The sequence below is a fragment of the Acidovorax sp. GW821-FHT10A04 genome (assembly GCF_059415825.1).
In genome coordinates this window covers 761,134-782,857 of record NZ_JBWKNZ010000001.1, presented here as the reverse complement: position 1 = coordinate 782,857, position 21,724 = coordinate 761,134, and the positions used below count along the sequence as shown (strand labels likewise).

20 protein-coding genes are annotated in these 21,724 nt (G+C 69.6%); 12 read left to right on the top strand and 8 right to left on the bottom strand.

Going from position 1 to position 21,724, the window contains the following annotated elements; genetic code table 11:
* Positions 1-6: 6 nt before the first annotated feature.
* Genes AC07PF_RS03560 through AC07PF_RS03550 form a run of 3 tightly spaced genes read left to right on the top strand, consistent with a single transcriptional unit; the run spans position 7 to position 4,839 of the window.
* Positions 7-801 (top strand): hypothetical protein, encoded by a 795-nt coding sequence (locus tag AC07PF_RS03560; protein ID WP_007861034.1) that lies wholly within the window; start codon positions 7-9, stop codon positions 799-801.
* A complete protein-coding gene (locus AC07PF_RS03555) occupies positions 798-2,765 on the top strand; it encodes a hypothetical protein (RefSeq protein WP_494610913.1) in 1,968 nt (655 codons plus the stop codon). Before AC07PF_RS03560 ends, AC07PF_RS03555 begins: the two co-directional genes overlap by 4 nt.
* A complete protein-coding gene (locus tag AC07PF_RS03550) occupies positions 2,755-4,839 on the top strand; it encodes a PP2C family protein-serine/threonine phosphatase (protein WP_494610912.1) in 2,085 nt (694 codons plus the stop codon). Before AC07PF_RS03555 ends, AC07PF_RS03550 begins: the two co-directional genes overlap by 11 nt.
* Here AC07PF_RS03550 and AC07PF_RS03545 read toward each other — a convergent pair.
* Positions 4,818-5,567, bottom strand: a complete 750-nt coding sequence (locus tag AC07PF_RS03545) for a GNAT family N-acetyltransferase (RefSeq protein WP_158279149.1) — start codon at positions 5,565-5,567, stop codon at positions 4,818-4,820. The genes AC07PF_RS03550 and AC07PF_RS03545 overlap by 22 nt on opposite strands.
* A gap of 128 nt (positions 5,568-5,695) precedes the next feature.
* Between AC07PF_RS03545 and AC07PF_RS03540 the strand changes: the two genes are divergently transcribed.
* The 3 genes from AC07PF_RS03540 to AC07PF_RS03530 all read left to right on the top strand — a co-directional run bounded on the left by AC07PF_RS03540 (position 5,696) and on the right by AC07PF_RS03530 (position 9,823).
* Positions 5,696-8,314, top strand: coding sequence for an MFS transporter (locus tag AC07PF_RS03540; protein WP_494610911.1), 2,619 nt, complete (start codon positions 5,696-5,698; stop codon positions 8,312-8,314).
* 20 nt (positions 8,315-8,334) lie between these two features.
* Complete coding sequence (locus tag AC07PF_RS03535) at positions 8,335-9,402, top strand: ABC transporter substrate-binding protein (protein ID WP_145694811.1); 1,068 nt, start codon at positions 8,335-8,337, stop codon at positions 9,400-9,402.
* An 88-nt stretch (positions 9,403-9,490) separates the two neighbouring features.
* Positions 9,491-9,823 carry an STAS domain-containing protein gene (locus tag AC07PF_RS03530; protein WP_007861018.1) on the top strand — a complete coding sequence of 111 codons (333 nt, stop codon included), beginning with the start codon at positions 9,491-9,493 and terminating at the stop codon, positions 9,821-9,823.
* A gap of 9 nt (positions 9,824-9,832) precedes the next feature.
* On the opposite strand, the gene AC07PF_RS03525 is transcribed toward AC07PF_RS03530, so the two are convergent.
* Entirely contained in the window at positions 9,833-10,678 is an 846-nt protein-coding gene (locus tag AC07PF_RS03525) for an ABC transporter permease (RefSeq protein WP_052024550.1), read from the bottom strand.
* 53 nt (positions 10,679-10,731) lie between these two features.
* Between AC07PF_RS03525 and AC07PF_RS03520 the strand changes: the two genes are divergently transcribed.
* The 6 genes from AC07PF_RS03520 (at position 10,732) to cynS (ending at position 16,454) form a co-directional block, all read left to right on the top strand.
* The gene (locus AC07PF_RS03520; RefSeq protein ID WP_494610910.1) at positions 10,732-11,943 is read left to right on the top strand and encodes a sensor histidine kinase; all 1,212 of its coding nucleotides are present in this window, start codon (positions 10,732-10,734) and stop codon (positions 11,941-11,943) included.
* Positions 11,940-12,626: a response regulator gene (locus tag AC07PF_RS03515; protein WP_494610909.1), complete on the top strand. Its 687-nt coding sequence runs from the start codon at positions 11,940-11,942 to the stop codon at positions 12,624-12,626. Before AC07PF_RS03520 ends, AC07PF_RS03515 begins: the two co-directional genes overlap by 4 nt.
* A 146-nt stretch (positions 12,627-12,772) precedes the next feature.
* Entirely contained in the window at positions 12,773-14,176 is a 1,404-nt protein-coding gene (locus AC07PF_RS03510; RefSeq protein ID WP_494608410.1) for a CmpA/NrtA family ABC transporter substrate-binding protein, read from the top strand.
* 1 nt (position 14,177) lies between these two features.
* A complete protein-coding gene (gene ntrB / locus AC07PF_RS03505; protein ID WP_007861007.1) occupies positions 14,178-15,047 on the top strand; it encodes a nitrate ABC transporter permease in 870 nt (289 codons plus the stop codon).
* Positions 15,037-15,903 (top strand): ABC transporter ATP-binding protein, encoded by an 867-nt coding sequence (locus tag AC07PF_RS03500; protein WP_494610908.1) that lies wholly within the window; start codon positions 15,037-15,039, stop codon positions 15,901-15,903. The genes ntrB and AC07PF_RS03500 overlap by 11 nt, the downstream gene beginning before the upstream one ends.
* A 107-nt stretch (positions 15,904-16,010) precedes the next feature.
* Complete coding sequence (gene cynS, locus AC07PF_RS03495; RefSeq protein ID WP_007861003.1) at positions 16,011-16,454, top strand: cyanase; 444 nt, start codon at positions 16,011-16,013, stop codon at positions 16,452-16,454.
* A gap of 24 nt (positions 16,455-16,478) precedes the next feature.
* On the opposite strand, the gene AC07PF_RS03490 is transcribed toward cynS, so the two are convergent.
* The 6 genes from AC07PF_RS03490 to AC07PF_RS03465 form a co-directional block, all read right to left on the bottom strand.
* A complete protein-coding gene (locus AC07PF_RS03490; protein ID WP_007861001.1) occupies positions 16,479-17,231 on the bottom strand; it encodes an anti-sigma factor in 753 nt (250 codons plus the stop codon).
* Complete coding sequence (locus AC07PF_RS03485; protein ID WP_494610907.1) at positions 17,228-17,794, bottom strand: sigma-70 family RNA polymerase sigma factor; 567 nt, start codon at positions 17,792-17,794, stop codon at positions 17,228-17,230. Before AC07PF_RS03485 ends, AC07PF_RS03490 begins: the two co-directional genes overlap by 4 nt.
* Before the next feature lie 156 nt (positions 17,795-17,950).
* Positions 17,951-18,529 carry a DUF3455 domain-containing protein gene (locus AC07PF_RS03480; protein ID WP_494610906.1) on the bottom strand — a complete coding sequence of 193 codons (579 nt, stop codon included), beginning with the start codon at positions 18,527-18,529 and terminating at the stop codon, positions 17,951-17,953.
* 142 nt (positions 18,530-18,671) lie between these two features.
* A complete protein-coding gene (locus tag AC07PF_RS03475; protein WP_494610905.1) occupies positions 18,672-19,958 on the bottom strand; it encodes an FAD-dependent oxidoreductase in 1,287 nt (428 codons plus the stop codon).
* A complete protein-coding gene (locus AC07PF_RS03470; protein ID WP_494610904.1) occupies positions 19,955-21,109 on the bottom strand; it encodes an acyl-CoA dehydrogenase family protein in 1,155 nt (384 codons plus the stop codon). The genes AC07PF_RS03475 and AC07PF_RS03470 overlap by 4 nt, the downstream gene beginning before the upstream one ends.
* Positions 21,110-21,141: 32 nt before the next feature.
* The gene (locus tag AC07PF_RS03465; RefSeq protein ID WP_007860992.1) at positions 21,142-21,711 is read right to left on the bottom strand and encodes an OsmC family protein; all 570 of its coding nucleotides are present in this window, start codon (positions 21,709-21,711) and stop codon (positions 21,142-21,144) included.
* Positions 21,712-21,724 lie beyond the last annotated feature (13 nt).

The window sequence follows — 21,724 nt, the reverse complement described above, 5'->3', positions numbered from 1 at the left end:
CGGACCATGCCAACGCTTTCCTCGCCCCCATCGCCACAGACTGCCAGCACCGCCGTGGCGGCCAAGCCCACGCTCGCCGCGCTGTGGGAGCTCGGCGGGCTGTGGCTGTTGATCGTGCTGGCCGGCATTGCACTGATCGCCAGCCTGCTGCTGGACGTGCGCGCACAGGAAGAGGCGCAGATCCAGCGCTCGCGCCTGTCATTGACGCTGGTGGAGCTGCAGGATGCCATCGAGGGCGACCTGGCGCTGGGCTTCGACCTGCCCGACCACCGCGGCATCCAGCCCCGGCTGGAGCGGGCCCTGGCCAGTGACACCCAGCTGTACGCCATCGACGTGGTGGACCGCGCGGGCATTGCCCTGTTCAGCACCGACCGGGGTGCCATCGGCGAGGCGCTGCAGCCCCGCGCGGCCCGGGCGGCCGAGACCGGTGCGCGCCAGGACCGGATATGGAGCGCAGCGCTCCCTGGAGAGGCCATCATGGGCTTTCCCCTGCACAACGCCTTTGGCGAGGTCGTGGGCCACATCAGCGCCACGTATGCCACCCAGCCCGTGCGCTTTCGGCTTGCCGTGTGGCAGCCCGATGGGCACACGCTCACGCTCGGCGCCATGGCGGTGCTGGTGCTGGCCACTGCCGGCCTGCTGGGCTGGCTGGCCACGCTCTGGGCCTTGCAGCCGCAGTCGGCCCGGTTGCGCGCCGAGTGCCAGCGCGCCCAGATGCGGGCACTGGCGCACAGCGCCCAGGTGCGCCAGCGCATGGACGATTGCCTGGTGCGCCTGGACGAAAGCGAGCGCACCGAATGAGCGCGCGCCGTCCTTTCGCACCCGCCACCCGCCTGGGCATCGCGGCCCTGGTGCTGTTGCTGCTGGCGGCCAGCATCCTGGCCATCTCCACCTATGACCAGCTGCGCGACATGCGGGCCTCAAGCGACCGCACGCGTTCGCAGCTGATGGCGCAGTCGCTGAGCCTGCGCATCACCCATGCCGTCGAATCCGGCATCCCGCTGCGCAGCCTGGTGGGTGTCGAGGCGCTGTTCCAGCAGCGCATGGCTTCGCAGTCCGACATCCAGGCCTTGGCGTTGGTGCTGCCCGATGGCAAGGTGCTCTGGCAGACCACGCGCGACGCCGGCGAAGCCGGTGCCACGGCCGAGGCGCCGGTGCAGGTCCGCGGCGCTCCCGTCGCCATCCTGCGCCTGGCCTTGCGCGACAGCGGTGCGGCCACCTTCACCCGCACCACGGCCGCCTTGCTGCTGCCGGCCATCGGGCTGCTGACCCTGCTGGCCTATCTTGCCGCACGTTTTTCACAGGCCCAGGGCATCGAGCTGCGCAACCATGCCGCCTGGCGTGCGCGCCGCGCCATCGCACAGGGGCGCTACGACCAGGCCGTGGTCCTGCCGCAACGGCGCGGGTTCGACCTGCGGGTGCAGCAGCTCGGCCACGCAGTGCGCGGAGTGCACGAGGGGCTGGTGCGTGTGCGCCGCCTGATCGCCTCGCTGCGCCAGACGGAACCCCAGCACCTGCGGCGCGAACGCCTGGACCAGTTGCTGGCCAAGGCCGAGGCCGACGACCGCTTCGCAGAGCACGGCATCGCCCAGGTGCGGGTGGTCGCCGCCGAGGCGCAGGCGTTCTGGATCGCCCTGCTCGTGGCCTTGAGCGCGCTGGCGTTGCAGACGCTGTGGCTGCGCAGCCTGCACCTGCAAGGCGAAACCCCCTGGCAGTGGCAGGGCCTGGCACCGGCCCCTGCCGCCAGCCTGGCCGCCTTTTTCGTGGCGGGCACGGCGGCCTGGTGCGTGACGCGCTGGCGCCGCTGGCCCGCGCCCACCGTGGTGCTGCCCGCCTGCATCGCGCTGCTTGCCACGGCCATGGCCTGCGCCGGTGGCCTGCCGGCGAGCCGGCCCTGGACCCTGGCCATGGCGGCGGGAGCCTGGCACGGCCTGGTGGTGGGCGCCGTGCTGGCCGCCTGCCAGGCCGTCGAACAGGTGCCGAGCACCCGGCCCGAATACGCCTATGCCCGACCACGCTGGCGCGCCGCGACCTGGAGCGCCTGGACCATCACCGCCGTCTGGCTGGGCCCGGCGCTGGGCAGCCTGGCGCTGGATGCCCTGGGCACGCTGCAGGGCGCCTATGCGCTGCTGCTGCCCGCAGCCTGCGCGGGCTTTTTCGTCGTGCGCTGGAACGGACCGCGCAGCCCCTGGCGCAGCCGCACGGGTGTGCACGCCGACCCCCTGATCGAGACACCCCGGCCCAATGCCGACGGCGCCAGGGCGCTGGGCCAGTCCTGCGCCGCCGGCCTGCTGCTGGGCCTGGCGCTGGCCACACACGCGCTGGGGCAACCCGCCCTCTGGGCGCCAATGCTGGGGCTGGGCATGGCCGCCGGGTTGTTCCTGCGCAGGCGCATGCCGTCCTCGGGCGTGTTGGCGGCCATGGCCACCGCAGCCGCCCTGCTGGCCTTGGCCATCGCCTCGGATTGGTTGTCCGTGGGGCGCTCCCTTCAGGACGCGATGCTGGCGCTGGCCGCCCTGCTGGCAGGCAGTGCGCTGGGCCGTCTGGCGCGCGCGGCCGAGGGCGAGTGCCGGCTGCCCGCGCTGTCAACGGTCCAATGGGCTGCGATGGGCGTCGGCGCCGTGTGTGGCAGCGGCGCCCTGGGCGTTCCCCTGCACGGCGGCTGGCCATTGCTCGTGGCCGTGTTGCTGCTGCTGGTGTGCGGCGGGCGCGGCCTGCGCGCCGCCGCGGATGCGGACCGCGCCGGAGGGCAGCATGCACCTTAGGCACCGGCTGATCGCCATCCTGCTGGCCGCCATGGCCCTGCTGGTCGCGGCCTTCGCCGCGATCGGCTGGCTCAGCGACCAGCGCTGGTCGCAGCGCTACGACGAAGTGCTGCTGCAGAACCAGCGCATCGCCTGGGACAAGCTGCAGAACGAAAACCTGGACCGCCAGGACGTGCTGGCCCAGCAACTGCTGCAGGACGCCGCCCTGCGCGACCTGGCGGCGCAGGGCGCCTCGGCCCGCCTCGACGCCCTGCTGGCAGCCGCGGCGCGGCACGCTCCGGGCGTGCGCATCGATGTCTTCGACCGCCAGGGCACACTGGTGGCCACCACCGAGCCCGGCATCGATCCACAGCCGATCGCCGAAGTCCGTTGGGTGGCCACGGCCAGTGGCCAGGGCGGCGCCGTGCGCGGGCTCAGCCAGGTGGCGGTGCGCCAGTACCAGTGGGTGGTGGTGCGCGGCTTTGACGGCGGCGCGCTGGCCGTGGGCCAGGACGTCGCGCCCAAGCTGTCCGAGCTGGCCACCTACCTGGGCGGTGACCTCTTCCTGGCCAACATGCGCGGCGCCGAATCCGTGGGTACCCGGGCGGGCGTGCTGGCCGCCACCGACACCCCGATCCCCGTGCGCTCCAACCAGGCGGTCACCGTGCAGCAGGCAGGCCCGGACGCTCAGGCGCGCGCCCTGCGCATCGTCAGCCAGCCCGTGCGCAACCCGGATGCGCGCATCGTCGGCGCCCTGGTCTGGATGCAGGACGTGAGCGCCGCGCACTACGCCGACCGGCTGTTCTCACGCACCACGCTGGCTGCGGCGCTGGTGTTCGCCGCGCTGTTGGCGGCAGGCCTCGTGGTCTACCTGCGGCATGCGATGGAGCCGCTGTCGCGCTCGGTCGGTGTGCTCAACGCGCTGGCGCGCGGCGCCACCGACGCCTCGCTGGACCAGGGTGAGGAAGACGCCGAGGACGAGTCCGGCGAGATCGCCCGCGGCGTGGTGGCCATCCGCTCGGAACTGCTCAACCTCGAGACCCTGCGCCAGGAACGCATCCGTACCCGGCAGCAGCAGGAACGCCTGATCCGCGGCCAGCTGCGCACCCTGGCCGACAGCCTGGATCCCACCTCGCGCGAGGAGATCCTCGTGGCGCTCGGTTCGAGCTCCGAGGCGCAGGCCGGCCCCGCCGCGACCGATGCCGGGGCTGCGCCGACCAACCACCTCGCCGAGCTCGCCGGTATCCTGGGCCGCATGTCCGGCCTGGTGACCAACCAGCAAAACCGCCTGCTCAAGCTGCTGCGCGAGCTGCAGGCGGCGGTGCAGACCCAGGCCACCCTGGCCAGCCTGCAGCAGGAGCTGGAGATTGCGCGCCAGATGCAGCTGTCCATCCTGCCGCGCTCGGCGCCCGACGTGGACGAGGTCGACATCGCGGCCACCATGATCGCGGCCAAGGAAATCGGGGGCGACTTCTACGACTACTTCCCGATCGACGACGAGCACCTGGCCGTGGTCGTGGCCGACGTGTCGGGCAAGGGCGTGCCGGCGGCATTCTTCATGGCGATCTCGCGCACCCTGCTCAAGAGCAACGCGCTGTTCCTGCGCGAGCCCGGCGCCACCATCCGCGCCCTCAACGACCAGCTGTGCGCCGAGAACGACCAGATGATGTTCGTCACCGTGTTCTACAGCGTGCTGCACCTGCCCACCGGGCGGCTGGTCTACGTGAATGCGGGCCACAACCCGCCGGTGCGCCTGACCGGCGACGGAGCCGCGCTGTTCCCGCGCGGCAGGAACATGGCGCTGGCGGTGATGGAAGGGCAGGAATACATCGAGGGCGAGGTCATGCTGGCGCCCGGGGAAACCGTGGTGCTCTACACCGACGGCGTGACCGAGGCCACGAATGCAGAGAATGCCCTTTTTGGGGACGACGCCCTGCTGGCCGCCATGGCCGCCATCGGCAGCGATCCCCGCGGCGTGGTCACGGCGCGGATCCCCGACCAGATCGTGCGCGCCGTGCGCGGCTTCGAGGACGGCGCCGCCCAGGCCGACGACATCACCGTGGTGGCATTGACCTACCGGGGGCGGCGGTTGTGAGCAAGATGGCGCGCATAGCGCAACGACACCGCGCCGTCGGGTGCGCGCACCTCGCCCACGCAGGCGTAGCCGGCCAGCGCCGCGGCGCGCAGCGCCTCGTAGTCCAGGCTCGGCAGCAGCAATTCGCCTTCGGTGGCAAAGTCCATGCCCTGTTCCAGGTCGATCATGGCCACGTGGCGCTGCAGGCCGTCGATCGTGCCGGTCCAGACGACACGCAGGCCCTGGCGCAGCATGTTGTGGCGGCTGCGGTGGTTGCGCAGGGACACCATGGCCATGCACAAGGGACGTCCATGGGCCTGTGCCAGGCCCAGGCGCGCCGACAGCAGCGTGCGCTGCAGCTGGCGGCCACGCCACTGCGGCAGCACCATGCAGCTCGACAGGTGCGCCACCATGCCCTGCTGCGCCGGGTCCAGGCCGATCACGTGACCCAGGTTGTGGGCCTCGTGTTCGCCCGGCAACTCGACCATGGCATAGGCGACCAGCGCGCCGTCCACGAACACACCGATGAGTTCACCGCCCGGGTACATGTGGGCCTGGAAGAAGTCCTTCTCGTCGTCCTCGCGCACGTAGAAGTCAGGGTCGGGCAGCGTGGCCAGAACGGTCTCGCGCAAAGCCACCCAGGCATCGAAGTCCTGCGCCTCCAGCAAGCGGGTGCGTGCATGGGGCACGTTGCCCAGCCCTGCTTCGGGCAGCAGGATGGGCGGGAGCTGGGGCAAGGAACTGAGCACGATGGACGGGGTGGCGCACACACACGGTGCGCAACGGGTCGAAAAGGTTGAAAGAGATCGTAAGAATGCCCGACTATAGAACAGCTGCATGACATTCGACGAAATCCGTTTACCGAGGAAGCATTTCCATGAACGACACGACCAACGCCACGGCTGGCAATGAGATCGACGTTGCTGCACTGCAGCAACGCCTGCGGCGCGAATCGCTGATGTTCGCCTCGATCTTCGCGCTGGTGCTGTTCGGACTGTCCCTGGTGCTGATCGCCTGGCGGACCGAGCAGCTGCTGACCCAGCTCGCGCAGGACCGCACCGTGCGCCTGCTGCGCCAGGTGGCCGACGAGGCCGAGTCCGGGCTGCGCTTCGGCGTTTCCGTGGCTGACCAGACCGTGTTGCCCGAACGGGTCACGCGCCTGGGGGCGGCGGGCAGTCCGTTGCGCGGGGTGTTCATCGACACCGACCGTGGTGAGGCCGTGCTGCGTTCGGGGGACGCGGCGCTGCATTCCACCATCGCGCCGCGCTGGCGGCAGGCCGTGATCGACGCCGGGCCGGGCCATGCCCCTGTGGTGCGCAACACCGGCCGCTATGCATGGATCGGGGCGGCCATTTTCGACTCCACCGGCGCGCCGGCCGCCACCCTGTGGGGGGCGTTCGACCCGGCCGAGGTGCGCGCCCAGGCGCGGGGCGTCGCGCTCGACATGGTGCTGCGCGCCTTGCCGCTGATGCTGCTCGCACTGGTAATCACCTGGTGGCTGCTGCTGCGCTGGAGCATCCGCATCATGACCTCGATGCGTGGCATCGGCCAGGGGGATGCGGCATCTGCCGCCCCCAGTTCCGCCAGGCAGCTGTGGCTGGCCGTGGTCTTCAGCGCGGTGGTGGCACCCGCTGCCATGCTCTGGATCGCGCGCGAGGCAGCGCGTCCGGCCGTCACGGCGCAGATCCAGGAGAACGCCGACGCCGCGGGCCGCGCGCTGTCGGGCCAGATCGCCCGAGCGCTGTCGCTCGGCGTGCCCTGGAATGCGATGAATGGGGTGGACGAACTGTTCCGGCAGCAGCTGGTCGAAGCGCCCGAGCTGAGCTACCTGGCGCTGCAGCCACCCGGTGGCCAGACCCAAAATTCCACCTGGGGCGGTGACGTGCCCTCGCAGGCTCGTGACAGCGCGGCCGACTTTCCGCGCCGCACGCTCACTGCTGGCGACGGGGCGGTGGTCGTCGGCTACCCGGCCGACTTCGTGGACCGGCAGCTCGCGGGCATGCTGATCGACCTGGTGCTGGCCCTGGTGATCGCCGCCGTGCTGGTGCGCGAACTCTCGCGCGGCCTGTGGCGCCGCTCGCTGCTGTTCCCGCTGGCCGCCTATGTGCAGGCCCGGGTGTGGCAAGGGCTGCAGCGCCGCTGGCAAAAGCGCCACAGCGTCGACAAGGAAAGTGCCCAGGCCCATGACCGCGATGCCGCCGATTGCCGGGCCCAGTTGCTCCGCGCCGCGCGCAGCGAGGGCGCCACGGCCGAAGCGCCCCAGGTGGGCGCACAGCTCACCCTGCTGCGCCTGACCGTGTTCCTGGTCGCCCTGTCCGAAGAGCTGCTGCGCCCCTTCTTTACCGTGTTTGCCAGCGAGGTGCGGCCCATCGATGCCGCCCTGTCGCCCACCATGGTGGCCGGATTGCCGGTCGCCGCCTTCATGGCCACGCTGGCCCTGGCCCAGCCCGCCGGGCCAGCGCTGGCGCGGCGCTTCGACCTGCGCTGGAGCCTGATGCTGTCGGCCCTGGCCGGCACGCTGGCCCTGGCGGCCACCGCCTGGGCGACCGATGCCTGGACCCTGATCGGCCTGCGCGCCCTGGGGGGCGGGGCCTATGGGCTGGCGCTGATCCTGGTGCAGACGGCCATCGTGCGCATCACGCCACCGCAGCAGCGCGCGCGGGGCCTGGCCGAAGTGGCCGCAGCCATCGTGGCTGCGGGCATTGTCGGTCCGCCCTTCGGCGGCATGATTGCTGCGCGCGCTGGCGACGGCATCGGTTTCCTGGCCTGTGCGCTGTGCATGGTCGGCGCACTGCTCGCCGCCCTGCGCCTGTCGCTGCCCGTGCCCGAGGGCAGCGCCGCAGCCCAGCGCGGCCTGGCCACCACCGGCGGCTGGCGCGGCTACATGGCGGTGCTGCGCGAGCCGCGCGCCATCTGGGTGATCCTGGGCGCGGCCTTGCCGGGCCGCCTGGTGGCCGTGACCATTCTCTCGGTGGTGGTGCCCCTGTACATGAGCGAGCTGCAGCAGCCGCCTGCGGTCGCGGGACGGGTGCTGCTGCTGTACTTCCTGTGCTTTGCGCTCTCTGCCTCGCTGGTGGCGCACTGGTCGGACCTGCTCGGGCAGCGCAAGCCCTTCATCGTGGCGGGCGGCGTGTTCAGTGTGCTGGCCTGCCTATCGCTGCCGGCCCTGGGCGGCGTCTGGGGCATGGCCGCCTGCTGTGCCCTGCTGGGCCTGGGCCAGGCGCTGCAGTCCTCACCGCAGATCGCGCTGACCACCGAGGCGTTCGAGGGCGTGGATGCCAGCCGTGCGAGCGCCACGCCCGAGCAGGCGCTGGCCGCGTTCCGGCTGATCGAGCGCGGCGGCAGCATCGTCGCGCCCTTTGTCACGGCGGTCGCCGTGACCGCCTTCGGTTATGCCGGCGCCGCAGTGGCCGTGGGCTTGCTGCTGTCGGTGACAACCCTGAGCCTGGCCGCCGGCCTGCGCAACCCCCGCACCCAGCCCGCCGCGGCGGCCTGATGACTTCCTGGAGAACTCCGATGAACCTGCGCCGCATCCTCCTCGCCGCCGGGGCCGCCGGTGCCCTGCTGGGCACCTCGGCCGCCGTCGCTCAGAGCGCCGCCAACGCCGCAGCCGCCGGCGTGGCCGCCGCCACCAAGCGCTTCACCGTCGCCATGGTGCTGCCGCGCGATGAGCAGAACATCGAGGCCGGCTTCACCGGCTACCTGCAACGCCAGGATGTGCCCGTGCAGTACGTGAACATCCGCTTCTCGGGCCGCAGCGAAGACATTCCCGAGCTGCGCGCCAAGGTGCGCGCGGCACACCCGGACCTGGTCTACGCCTGGGGCACGCCCACCACCCTCGCCCTGGCGGGCCGGCACGACAAGGCAGGCCAGGACGACGCGATCCGTGACCTGCCGATCGTCTTCACCGAGGTGACCGACCCGGTGGGCGCGGGCCTGCTGCGCACGCTCGAGGACCATGGCCGCAACGTCACGGGGGTGAGCCACGTGGCGCCGCTGCCGGTGCAGCTCAACGCTATCCGGGCCTACCGCCCGTTCACGCGCCTGGGCTATCTGCACAATCCGGCCGAGCCCAACTCCGGCCTGATCCGCGACCGCCTCAAGGAGCTGGCGCGCACGCAGAACTTCGAGGTGGTCGAAGCCAGCCTGCCGCTGCTGCCCCAGGGCGGCCCCGACCCCGCGCAGATCGCGCCGCAGATCCAGACCCTGGCCGAGCGCAAGGCCGACTTCCTGTACGTCGGCCCCATCACCTTCCTGGCCTTCACGCACCGCGACGCCGTCACCACCGCTGCGCTGCAGAACAAGCTGCCGACCTTCTGCGCGACCGAGAGCATCGTGCGCCAGTCGGGCTGCCTGTTCGGGCTGTTTTCCAATGGGTCCAACATCGGCCGCTACGCCGGCTCTATGGCGCGCCAGATCCTGGTCGAGAAGAAGCCGCCCCAGTCGATTGCGGCCTCGACGCTGCAGCGCTTCTCGCTGCTGATCAACATGCGCACCGTGCAGGCACTGGACCTGTATCCGCCCATGCTGCTGCTGAACGTGGCCGAAGTGATCAACGTGCCCAAGCAGGCCGCTGCGAACTGAAACCCGCGCCGCAGTGCGGCCCCTACAATGCGCCGAGCCGGAGTCCGAAGACTTCTTTCTTACAGCCACGATTCAAAGGATTGCGCCCATGAACCTCGAACAGGAGCGCCGCGACGACATCTTGATCCTGCGCCCGCGCGGCCGCCTCGACAGCAGCAGCTCGCCCGAACTCGAACGCGTGGTCACCGAGCAGCTCGAAGCGGGCACGCAGCGCGTGGTGTTCGATCTCTCTGCACTGGACTACATCAGTTCCGCCGGCCTGCGCGTGGTGCTGCTCGCCGGCAAGAAGCTGCGTGCCAGCAAGGGCAAGCTGGTGCTGGTCGGCCTGAGCGCCATGGTGCGCGAGGTGTTCGACATGAGCGGCTTCCTGACCCTGTTCGCCGTCACCAGCACCCTGGACGAAGGCCTGGCCAAGGTCTGATCGACGACCCTAGCTGCGAAAGCGCCGGCGCGTGAGCGCCAGCGCCACCCAGAAGGCCGCCACCGTGGTCACCACCAGCACCAGGCCATGGCGCCAGGGGTGCGCAGGCCACTGGTCCATGAACAGGGGGCGCACCAGCTCGACCGCATTGGTCAGCGGCAGCCAGTCGGAGATGGTGCGCACGATGGGCGGCAACTGCTCGCGCGGGAAGAACACGCCCGAGAGGAACATCATTGGCGTGAGCACCAGCGTGAAGTAGTACGTGAAGAAATCGTAGCCCTTGGCCAGCGCGTTGAAGATCAGCGCGATGCTCGAGAACATGATGCCCACGCCCAGCAGAACGGGCCAGGCCACCAGCAGCTTGGGGCTGTGGCTGATGCCCAGGGCCAGCATCACCCCGAGGATGGCGGTCACGGTGAACAGCGCCTTGAAGGCGGCCCAGAGCATCTCTGCCAGCACCACGTCATCGAGACGCACGGGCGCATTCATGATGCCGTCCCAGGTCTTTTGCACGTGCATGCGCGAGAAGGCCGAGTACAGCGCCTCGAAACTCGCCGCGTTCATGGCGCTCATGCAGATCGAGCCGCTGGCCAGGAACAGGATGTAGGGCACCTTGGTCGCGCCGCCTTCGGCGGCCACGTTCACCTGGCCCACCAGCGCCCCCATGCCGTAGCCGAAGGCCACCAGCCACATCAGCGGCTCGGCGATGTTGCCCACCAGGCTGGGGATGGCCAGCTTGCGCCAGACCAGCAGGTTGCGCAGGAACACCGGCCACCAGCGCGCCGACAGCGAAGGGGGCATCCATACGGACGGAGTGGGTGGCGGCGCCTGGGGCGAGGGGGGAGCGGTTTGCATGCCCCTATTGTGCTGCGGCTTGCCGGGCATGGCCATTGCTTGCGCCTTGGCGCATGTCTGCCAACCTGCTGCACCTGCCCGCCACAGCCCCTGCGCTGTGGCGCGAGCGGCTGGGCCTGCTGCTCGAATCCACGGGCGAGGGGGTGTTCGGCATCGACCTGGCGGGCGACTGTGTCTTCATCAACCAGGCCGGTGCCCGCATGCTGGGGCTGGCCACGGCGCAGGTGATGGGCCGCAACATGCATTCCCTGACGCACCACTCCCACCCCGACGGCAGCCTCTATGCCGACAGCGACTGCCCCATCTTCAATGCCTTTCGCAGCGGCTTGCCATGCCGGGTGGACAGCGAGGTCTTCTGGCGTGCCGACGGCTCGGCCTTCGCCGTGGAGTATTCGAGCCACCCCATCGTCGAGGCCGGCCAGGTCCAGGGCGCCGTGGTCACCTTCGTGGACATCACCGAGCGCCGGCGCGCGGCTGGCGAACTGCAGCGCGCGCACGACGAGCTGGCCCGCGCCAACGACGAACTCGAGCGCCGCGTCGCCGCGCGCACGCAGGAGCTGTCGCAGGCCCTGGGCCAGCTGCGCGAGCTCTCGGCCTACTCCGAGCAGGTGCGCGAGGACGAGCGCACGCGCATCGCACGCGAGGTGCACGACGAGCTGGGCAGCCTGCTCGTGGCCCTCAAGATGGACGTCAACTGGCTGCACAAGCGCCTGGGCGAGCAGGGCGGGCGCAGCCCCGAGGCTGCGGGCGACATGCGCCAGCAGATGCGCTGCAAGTGCCAGAACATGAGCCGCCTGATCGAGAACGCGGTGGACAACGTGGGCCGCATCATCACCGACCTGCGCCCCAGCATCCTCGATCACCAGGGCCTGTGGGCGGCGCTCGAATGGCAGGCGCAGGAATTCGTGCAGTCGGCAGAACTGCAGCTCGACTGGCAGATGGACCTGCCCGGATCGCTGCACCTGCCCGAGCCGGCCGCCATCGCGGTGTTCCGCATCTTCCAGGAGATGCTGAGCAACGTGGGGCGCCATGCCCAGGCCAGCGCCATCGCGATCCGCATCGATACCCGGGGGCAGCAATTGCATCTGCGCGTGCAGGACGACGGGGTGGGCGCCACGCGCCAGGCGCTGGAAGCGCCCACGGCCTACGGCGTCATGGGCATGCGCGAGCGTGCGCGGCAGCTCGGCGGGCACCTCGACATCACCAGCGAGCCGGGCGAAGGCTCGTGCCTGCAACTGCGCATCCCCCTGGAGGCCCTGCCATGAGTGTCCCTGTGCGCGTGCTGATCGGCGACGACCACCGCATCGTGCGCGAGGGCTTGAAACAGGTGCTGGGCGACCCGGCCAACGGCCTGCCCGACATCGTGGTCACGGCCGAGGCCACCAACGGCCAGGAGGTGCTCGACCAGGTGGCCGCGCTCGGTGGTGCGGCCGGTGTCGACCTGGTGCTGCTCGACATCGCCATGCCCGGCTTGGATGGCCTGGAGGTGCTGCAGGCCCTGCGCAAGGCATGGCCGGTGCTGCCGGTGCTGATGCTCAGCACCTACCCCGAGCGGCAGTACGCGGTGCGCTGCATCCAGATGGGCGCGGCCGGCTACCTGCACAAGAGCGCCGATCCCGACGACATGGTGGCTGCCGTGCGCAAGGTGGCGGCGGGCGGCCGTTACCTCACGGAAGCCACGGCCCAGGCGCTGGCCGGTGCGGTGGAGCGCACCGGGGTGGTGCGCGCTGCCCAGCAAGGCACGCCAGCCGGGGTGGACGCGCTATCGTACCGGGAGCACCAGGTGTTCCGACTGCTCACGACGGGGCAAAGCGTGGGCGAAATTGGTGCGCAGCTCAAGCTCGCGCCCAACACGGTGAGCACCTACCGCGCCCGCATCCTCGAAAAGACCGGCGCGCGCAACGACGTGGAGCTGGCGCTGCTGGCGCGCGGCACGCCAGCACCGTGATTTCCGGGCATTGCACGCTCGGTTTGTAGTGCTGGCCCTACACGCTGTAGACACGGCACCCGCGAATTCATGACAGCAGGCCGCCGGGGGCGGCAACTGGCCCGTGCCTTGCGTAGCGGCTGGCATCAACTTCTCCGAGGTGTGCCATGTCCGAATTCTTCTCGCCTTTCGATGCCGACCGCCCGTTGATGCTCAAGTGCAGCTGCGGCCGCGACCATACGGCCGCTGATCACCATGCCGAGGTGTCTGCCGATGCTGCAGCCGCCACCTTGCGCCAGCGCAGCCTCAGCAGCGAGTTCGAGGCCTACAGCAACGAGTTCATCGAGGCGACGCTGGTCAAGGCGCTGTTCCCGCAGGATGCGGTGCGCCGGCGCTTCATCAAGGCCGTGGGCAAGGGCACGGCCATGGCGGCCATCGCCAGCGTGTTGCCGGTGGCCAGCATGCAGGCCATGGCGCAGGAGAAAGGCGCGCTGGAGAAGACCAATCTCAAGATCGGCTTCATCCCCATCACCTGCGCCACGCCGCTGATCATGGCCCACCCGCTGGGCTTCTACAGCAAGCAGGGCCTGAACGTGGAGGTCACCAAGACGGCGGGCTGGGCGCTGATCCGCGACAAGATGATCAACAAGGAGTACGACGCCACGCACTTCCTGTCGCCCATGCCGCTGGCGATCTCGATGGGCCTGGGGTCCAACGCCACGCCGATGAACGTGGCCACCATCCAGAATGTGAACGGCCAGGCCATCACGCTCAGCCTGAAGCACAAGGACAACCGCGACCCGAAGAACTGGAAAGGCTTCAAGTTCGCGATCCCCTTCGAGTACAGCATGCACAACTTCCTGCTGCGCTACTACCTGGCCGAGGCGGGGCTCAACCCTGACACCGACGTGCAGCTGCGTGTGGTGCCGCCGGCCGAGATGGTGGCCAACCTGCGCGCCGGCAACATCGACGGCTTCCTGGGCCCCGATCCGTTCAACCAGCGCGCCGTGTTCGAGGAAGTCGGCTTCATCCACCTGCTCACCAAGGAGCTGTGGAACGGCCACCCCTGCTGCGCCTTCGGCACCAGCACCGAATTCATCCAGAAGAACCCCAACACCTTCGCCGCGCTGTACCGCGCGGTGCTCACCTCGGCTGCCATGGCGCGCGATCCGGCCAACCGCGAGCTCATCGCCAAGGTGATCGCGCCCCAGGCCTACCTGAACCAGCCCGAGGCCGTGCTGACCCAGGTGCTCACCGGCAAGTTCGCCGATGGCCTGGGCAAGATCCAGAACGTGCCCGACCGCGCCGACTTCGACCCCATGCCCTGGCAGAGCATGGCCGTGTGGATGCTCACGCAGATGCAGCGCTGGGGCTACGTCAAGGGCGACGTGGACTACAAGCAGATCGCCGAGAAGGTCTTCCTGATCACCGACGCCAAGAAGCAGATGAAGGCGCTGGACCAGAAGGTGCCCGAGGGCGCGTACCCCAAGTTCAGGATCATGGGCCGCGAGTTCGATGCCGCCAAGGCGGCGGAGTACGCAAAAAGCTTCCCCATCCGCAAGGTGGCCTGAGATGTCCCCGTCCAAGAGTCTCAACCTGCGCGCGGGCCTGCTGTCCGTGCTGATCTTCCTGGCGGTGCTGGGCATCTGGTACGCGGCCACGGCCTCGTCTGGCCCGGCCAACAGCACGGCCGGCATGACGGCGGAGCAGATCGAATACGCCAGGATGATGGGCAAGGACCCGGGCGCCGCCACCAAGAGCAGCGGCTTTCCCTCGCTTGGCGAGATGGGTGCCACGGTGTGGGGCCATGTCTCCAACCCGTTCTACGACAACGGGCCCAACGACAAGGGCATCGCCATCCAGCTGGCGCATTCGCTGGGCCGCGTGGCGCTGGGCTTCGGCCTGGCCTGCCTGGTGGCGATACCGCTGGGCTTCATCATCGGCATGTCGCCGCTGCTGCGCCGCGCCTTCGACCCGTTCATCCAGGTGCTCAAGCCCATCAGCCCGCTGGCGTGGATGCCGCTGGCGCTCTACACCATCAAGGACTCGTCGATCTCGGGCATCTTCGTGATCTTCATCTGCTCGGTCTGGCCCATGCTGGTGAACACGGCTTTCGGCGTGGCCTCGGTCAAGCGCGAATGGCTCAACGTCTCGGCCACGCTGCAGGTCAACCCGCTGCGCAAGGCCTTCCTGGTGATCCTGCCGGCCGCGGCGCCGACCATCCTCACGGGCATGCGCATCAGCATGGGCATCGCCTGGCTGGTGATCGTGGCCGCCGAGATGCTGGTGGGCGGCACAGGAATCGGCTACTTCGTCTGGAACGAGTGGAACAACCTGTCGCTGACCAACGTGATCTTCGCCATCCTGGTAATCGGCGTGGTCGGCATGCTCCTGGACCTGGCCTTCGGCCAGCTGCAGAAGGTGGTGACCTATGTGGAGTGACGTCGCCCAGCGCCCCGCTGCATCCGCCCCTGACGCACCGCAACGAAAGGCCTCTTCCGTGACCCAAGGCTTCCTCCAGATCGACCGGCTGAGCAAGGCCTACGTGCCGGCCAAGCCGGTGTTCGCCGACGTGTCGTTCACGCTCGACAAGGGCGAGTTCGTCTGCATCATCGGCCACTCGGGCTGCGGCAAGACCACCATCCTCAACGTGCTGGCGGGCCTGGACACGGCCACGTCGGGCACCGTCATCATGGACGGGCGCGAGGTGGCCGGCCCCAGCCTGGACCGGGGCGTGGTGTTCCAGAGCCATGCGCTCATGCCCTGGCTCACGGTGCGCCAGAACATCGCCTTCGCGGTCAAGTCGCGCTGGCCCGACTGGAAGAGGCCCCAGGTCGATGCGCATGTGGAGAAGTTCGTTGCCCTGGTGGGCCTGTCGCCGGCCATCGACAAGAAGCCCTCGCAGCTGTCGGGCGGCATGAAGCAGCGCGTGGGCATTGCGCGCGCCTTCTCCATCCAGCCCAAGATGCTGCTGCTCGACGAGCCCTTCGGCGCGCTCGACGCGCTCACGCGCGGCACCATCCAGGACGAGCTGATGGCCATCGTGCGCCAGACGCAGCAGACGGTGTTCATGATCACCCACGACGTGGACGAGGCCATCCTGCTGGCCGACCGCATCCTGCTCATGAGCAACGGCAACGAGTCGCCCGCGGGCTACCGCGCCGGCGGCATCGCCGAGGTGGTGGTGAACCCGCTGCCGCGCGAACGCACACGCAGCAGCCTGCACCACCTGGATGGCTACTACGCGCTGCGCAACCACATCGTGGACTTCCTGGTGACCCGGGCCAAGGCCCACTGATCCCCTGCCAGGGACCGCCCTGTCGGGCCGCCTGCACGGGCGGCCGGGGAGTGCCATGCCCTGGATTTCTGCCCCCTGTTCCAACGTCCCAACCCAAAGGAGCCAACATGAACCGCAATGACGTCACCGAAAAGATCATCAGCACCAAGGTCTCGAAAGGCCTGCAATGGGATGCCATAGCCAAGAAGGTCGGTCAATCCAAGGAATGGACCACCGCCCTGTGCCTGGGCCAGATGACCGCATCGCCCGAGCAGGCGAAGGTGCTGGGCAAGATCTTCAGCCTCACGGCCGAAGAGCAGAAGTGGCTGCAGGTCGTGCCCTACAAGGGCTCGCTGCCCACGCCCGTGCCCACCGACCCGCTGATCTACCGCTGGTACGAGATCGTGAGCGTCTACGGCACGACCATCAAGGAACTGATCCACGAGGAGTTCGGCGACGGCATCATGAGCGCCATCGACTTCAGCATGGACATCCAGCGCCAGGCCGACCCCAAGGGCGACCGCGTGAATGTGGTCCTCTCGGGCAAGTTCCTGCCCTACAAGCAGTACTGAGCCCCGGCAGTGCGCGGGGCAGGGTCAGAGCACCTGGACCGCCCGGCCGATGAACTGGATGGGCCCCGTGGGCTTGCCGATGGGCGAGCCCGTGGGCGGCTCCAGGGTCAGCTCGAAGAGCTGGTTGGGCTGCAGCGGCGGCAGCTTGTCGAGCTGAATCTGCAGCGGCTGGCCGGGTTGGACCAGGCCCAGCGAGACGGGGCCATTCCAGTCGTCGGCCTTGGTCCAGAACTCGAGCGCCTTGTCGGCCGGCACCTCGGCCACGCCCAGCGGGATCAGGCTGATCTGCCGGGTTGAGCTGGCCTGCACCACCCAGCCGGGCGCCTTGTCCTGCGGCGCCACCAGCACCACCATGAATTTCGGTGGCGCTGCCACCGGTGCGGTGCGCGTGACCAGCACCGCGGCCAGCACGGCCGCCATGGCGAATCCGGAGCCTGCGAGCGCGCGCCACAGGCCCAGGTGGTTCCACCAGCCCCCGGAGCTGCTGCGCGCGGGCATTGCCGCGGGCGCGGTCGGCGCCCCGGCCTGCTGGCGCGTGCCCTGCAGCGATGCCTCGATGCGCGCAGCCAGGTGCATGGGCAGCGGCACGGGCTCGGCCAGCTGGGTCAGCGGCAGCAGCCGTTCCTCCCAGTCGTTCACCGCCTGCTGCAATGCAGGTTCGGTGGCCAGGCGCTGTGACACGGCCAGGCGCTCGGCGGCCGGCAGCGTGCCCAGCACGTACTCGCCGGCCAGCACCTGCAGGTCGTCGTGCGGGTCTGCGGGGAAGGGCGTGCTCATGCCATGCACTCCCGCAGCGAGCTCAGGCTGCGCCGGATCCAGGCCTTCACGGTGCCCAGCGGCGCGCCCAGGCGCTCTGCGATCTCACCGTGCGAGCAGCCTTCCACGTAGGCGTGCAGCACGCAGTTGCGGCGCGCTGGCTCCAGCGCCTCCAGGCAGTGCTGCAGGCGGCCCAGGCTGGTGTTCAGCTCGAAGCTGCTGGCGGCATCATGGAAGGCCTGCACGGACATGTCGGCCTCCAGGGTGTGGGTGGTTTCTTCATCGATGTCGACGTGGCGGCGCGCGTTGCGCACGGCGTTGAGCGCCAGGTGGCGTACCACGCTGTAGATCCAGCCGCGCGCGCTGCCGCGCGCCGCGTCGTAGCCCGTGGCCCGGCTCCAGATGTTCACGCAGGCGTCGTGCACGATGTCCTCGGCCAGGGCCCGCTGGCGCACGATGCGCAGCGCCACGCCCAGCATGCGCGGGCCTTCGTGCTCGTACAGCCGGCGCATGGCCTGGCGGTCGCCGGCGGCGCAGGCGGCCAGGGCCGCTTCGTAGTCAAAATCGCCAGGGTTTTCAGGCACGGGTTGCGAAGGGCTCGGCACGGTCGTCGAATGGCTGCGTGCGGCGCAGTGCGCGCACCCAGGGCGTGGATGCATCCTAGCCCACCAGGCCATGCACCCACGCGCAATCCCCAGGAGTCCAAGGGATTGCGCTCATCACGCTGCAGGGAGAGGCGCTTACGCGGCCTTCCAGAAGATGTAGTCGGCCTGGTACTTCACGATCTGGCGCTCGCCCTTGTTGGCCGCGCTGCAGGCGGCCGCGGGGGCGGCACCGCCCTTCAAGGCCACGCGCTGGATGTAGGTCACGCCCGCCATGGCGCCCGATCCCATGGCCGGGTTGGCCTTGACCAGCTGGTAGGGGATGTTGCCGGCACCGGCCGGGGCCACGGCGACCTGGGTGGCAGTCAGCTTGGAGCCATCCTTCGACTCCCAGGTCGCGGGCGGGCCGTAGTAGGTGCCGACCTGCTTGCCACCGCGGTCGTTGAGCACCGCCTTGGGGCCGACGAAGAACCACTCGGTCTGGCCGGGGGCGTTGGCCTTGTCGCGGCATTCGTAGGTGATCTCACCCACGCCCACGGTTTCCATGGCGACCTTGTTGCCGCCGGGCACCTTCACGGTGTCGGGCAGGCTGTCCTGCGAGAACATGGGCCCGCTGCCGGAGCCCATCATCGAGCCGCAGGCCGTCAGCAGGGCTGCGGCGGCAATGGCGCCGGCGAGGGGGATGGGGCGGGAGATCGTTGCTTGGGTGGTCGTCATGGCGTTCCTCTTCTTCCAATGGGTTGAACGGGCAGCAGCCACAAAAAATTGGGCTGCTGCAGGTACTACCCGCGAGAACGCCGTTTGGATGCACGGAAGCGAAAAAATTTCTGAAAACTTTTCCTCTGCCCGGATTTGCCGGTCAAAGGCTCATGGGCCAGGAGCTGGTCTTGACCCGGATGGACGCTTGCCGGGTTTCGTAAGGCACGTCGTCCACCCCCGCAATCGCTGCCGCGATGGTGCGTGCCTGCCGCGCAATCGGCTCGATGAAGCGGCTGGCCTGCCCGCCGATGGTGATGCAGTCGCCCAGGGCGTGGATTCCCGGCACGCTGGTCTGCAGCTGCCGTGGCGTTACGGCGATGCCATTGTCCCAGTCCAGACCGGCACTGTGCGCCAGGCGCGGCGGGGTCTGCAAGCCGGCAGCCACGATCACCTGGTCGGCCGTGAATTGCCTGCCATCGGTGGTGGACAGTTGCAGGGCGCCGTCGGGGCTGGGCACCGCCAGGGTCTCGAGCGAGGCCACGCACACGCCGCCAACAAAGCGGATGGCCAATGGGCCCCATGCCGCCAGCAGCTCGCTGGCGCGGGCCTCGCCCGCGCAGCGCGCCAGCGGCAGGGCTTCGGTGTCCAGCAGCGTGATGCTGTGGCCGCCCAGCGCCAGGTCGTTGGCCAGCTCGCAGCCGATGAGGCCGGCGCCCACGATGAGCACGCGGCGCGGCGTATGGCCCAGGGCCGCGCGCAGGCGCTGGTAGGCCTGCAGGTGGTTGATGCGCCAGCACAGCGCGGCCGGCAGCCCGGGGGGCAGGGCGGCGCGTGCGCCATGGGCCAGCACCAGGTGCTTGTAGCGCAGCGGGCCGCGCGTGGTGCGCAGCGTACCCCCGGCGGTGCTGGGGAATGTATCGATGCGCACGGCATGCGTGTGCGCCAGCAGGCGCACGCCAAGGCGTGCCGCGGCGGCAGGGCCGGTCTCACGCACCAGTTGCTCGGCGGGCAGGTGCCTGGCCATGGCGATGGACAACTTGGGCTTGTCGTACAGGTCGCCGCTGCAGTCGGTCACCAACGTGATGGGGCGCTGTGCGTCCAGCGCCCGCAGCGCCTCGGCCACCTGCCAGCCGGCACGGCCTGCGCCGACGATGACCACGCCGGGCCAGGCGTGGCGTGCAGCGGTGGGTGCAACCGCCATGCCGCTGCGCGCCTGGGCTTTCAGTGCCTCCATGCTGGGCGCCAGGCAGGGCTCGAAGTCGCCCTTGGTTACGCCGCACAGCGGGCAGGCCCAGTCGTCGGGAATGTCGGCGAAGCGCGTGCCGGGCGGCAGGCCGCCATCGGGGTCGCCCTGTTCCTCGTCGTAGATGTAGCCGCAGGCGTGGCAGATGTACTGCAGCCAGGGGTCGTCGGCCAGCGCGGAATGGGTGATGGCGGCGCCGCTCATGCCGGCATCTCCTCGGTCGACAGGCGCGCGATCTCCTTGCGCAGGTGCTTGATGGCCGGGGTGACGATGGCCACGAAGTGCGATTCGCGCACCCGGCGCTGCACCTCCGAGCTCATGAGGTAGCCGCGCGCACCCTGGTGCATCAGGGCCGACTGGGCGGCACGCAGGCACAGTTCGGCGCCATGGGCGCGTGCGTCCAGCACGTCGATGAAGAATTCGGTGCGGGTATCGAAGGGCGTTTCGGCCAGGCGCATCACGCGTGCGGTCAGCGCGTCGAGCTCGGCCAGCAGCGCATCGGGCCGGTCTTCGAGGAACTGGTTCACGTGGCCGAGCTGGGCCTCCACCGCCCACATCGAATCGATGGCCCCCTGGGTGATGCCCACGGCCATGCCGCATTGCAGCATGACGAAGGCCGCGCGGATGCGCGCGATATACGGGCGTGTCGGGTCGGCGATGGTGTGCTCCGCCCCGACGAAGTGGTCCTTGAGCCGAAGCGCATAGGTGCCCGTGCCCTCCATGCCCGAAAAGCTCGGGCATTCGCGCATCTCCACGCCCGTGGCATCACAGCGCAGCAGGAACATCAGCTCGCGCGGTGCACTGCTCTCGGGTTGGGCAACGGCGGCCACCGCGCCGCAGTAGTGGTCCGGCCCCAGGTTGCTGACCCAGGGCAGGGTGCCGTTCACGAGGTAGCCGCCTTCCACCGGCGTGGCCTTGAGCAGCAGGCTTTCGATCTGGGCGTAGCTCTTCATGGGGTTGGAGAGCGCCGTGCCGCCCAGGCCCGCTCCGCTGGCATGGCGCTGCAGCACCTCGCCCACCAGGGCCGGGTTGCCCGACTGCTGCAGGTACAGCCCGCACACCGCCTGGCACCAGAGCATGAAGCCGGTGGCGCCGCAGACGCGCGAGACCTCGGCCATGGCGCGGATGGCCAGGCCATAGTCCGCCGGGCCGGCCGTGCTGTCCAGGTGCACCCCCATGGCGCCCACGGCACCCAGTTGCTGCAGCTCGGCGCGCGGGTAGTAGCCCACGCGGTCGATGGCCTCTGCCTGCGCGGCCAGCGGGCCCTGGGCGATGGTGCGTACGGCGGCGATCAAGGCGTCGCCCTGCAGGGCGCCTTCCAGATGGAGTTGGGGAGGGAGGTCGACGGGTTTCATGGGGCGGTGTCCTTGGCGACGCGGGGGAGGGGTCAGTCCATCAGGCTGATTTCGAAGGGAATCGGGTTGCGCATGCTGTTGGCCACGGGCGAGTAGAAATTGGCGTGCTGCACGATCTCGTCGAGCACCTCGCGCGGCGCATCGCCTTCGATCAGCACCTTCACCCGGATCGCCTGGAAGCCCATCTCGGGCGGCAGCTTCTGCAGTGCGCCGCCGGCGCCCCAGGCGGCTGGGTTGCCGATGTCGCCTTCCATGAAGACCTCGATCTTGCTCAGCTTGACCTGCTTCCAGGTGGCCACGGCGGTGATGCCCACGGCCAGGCAGCCGCCCAGGCCCGAGAGCACGATCTCGCCAGGGGCGGGTGCCGTGTCCTGGCCGAACAGGTGCAACGGCTCGTCCACCACCACCGGTGTGTGCTTGCCCACCGTGCTCAGCGAGCGGTACTGGCCTTCCATCACCGTGTGGACCTTGTTGGTGCCACGGCTGGCGGGGTTGTTGCGGCCCTTCTCGGCAAAGGCCATGAGGCCGTCACGGTCGATGGGGCGCAGCGCGGTGTGGATGGTGGTGACGGGGGGGGTGGGTTCCAGCAGGTCGGTGGACATGGTTTTCCTTGGA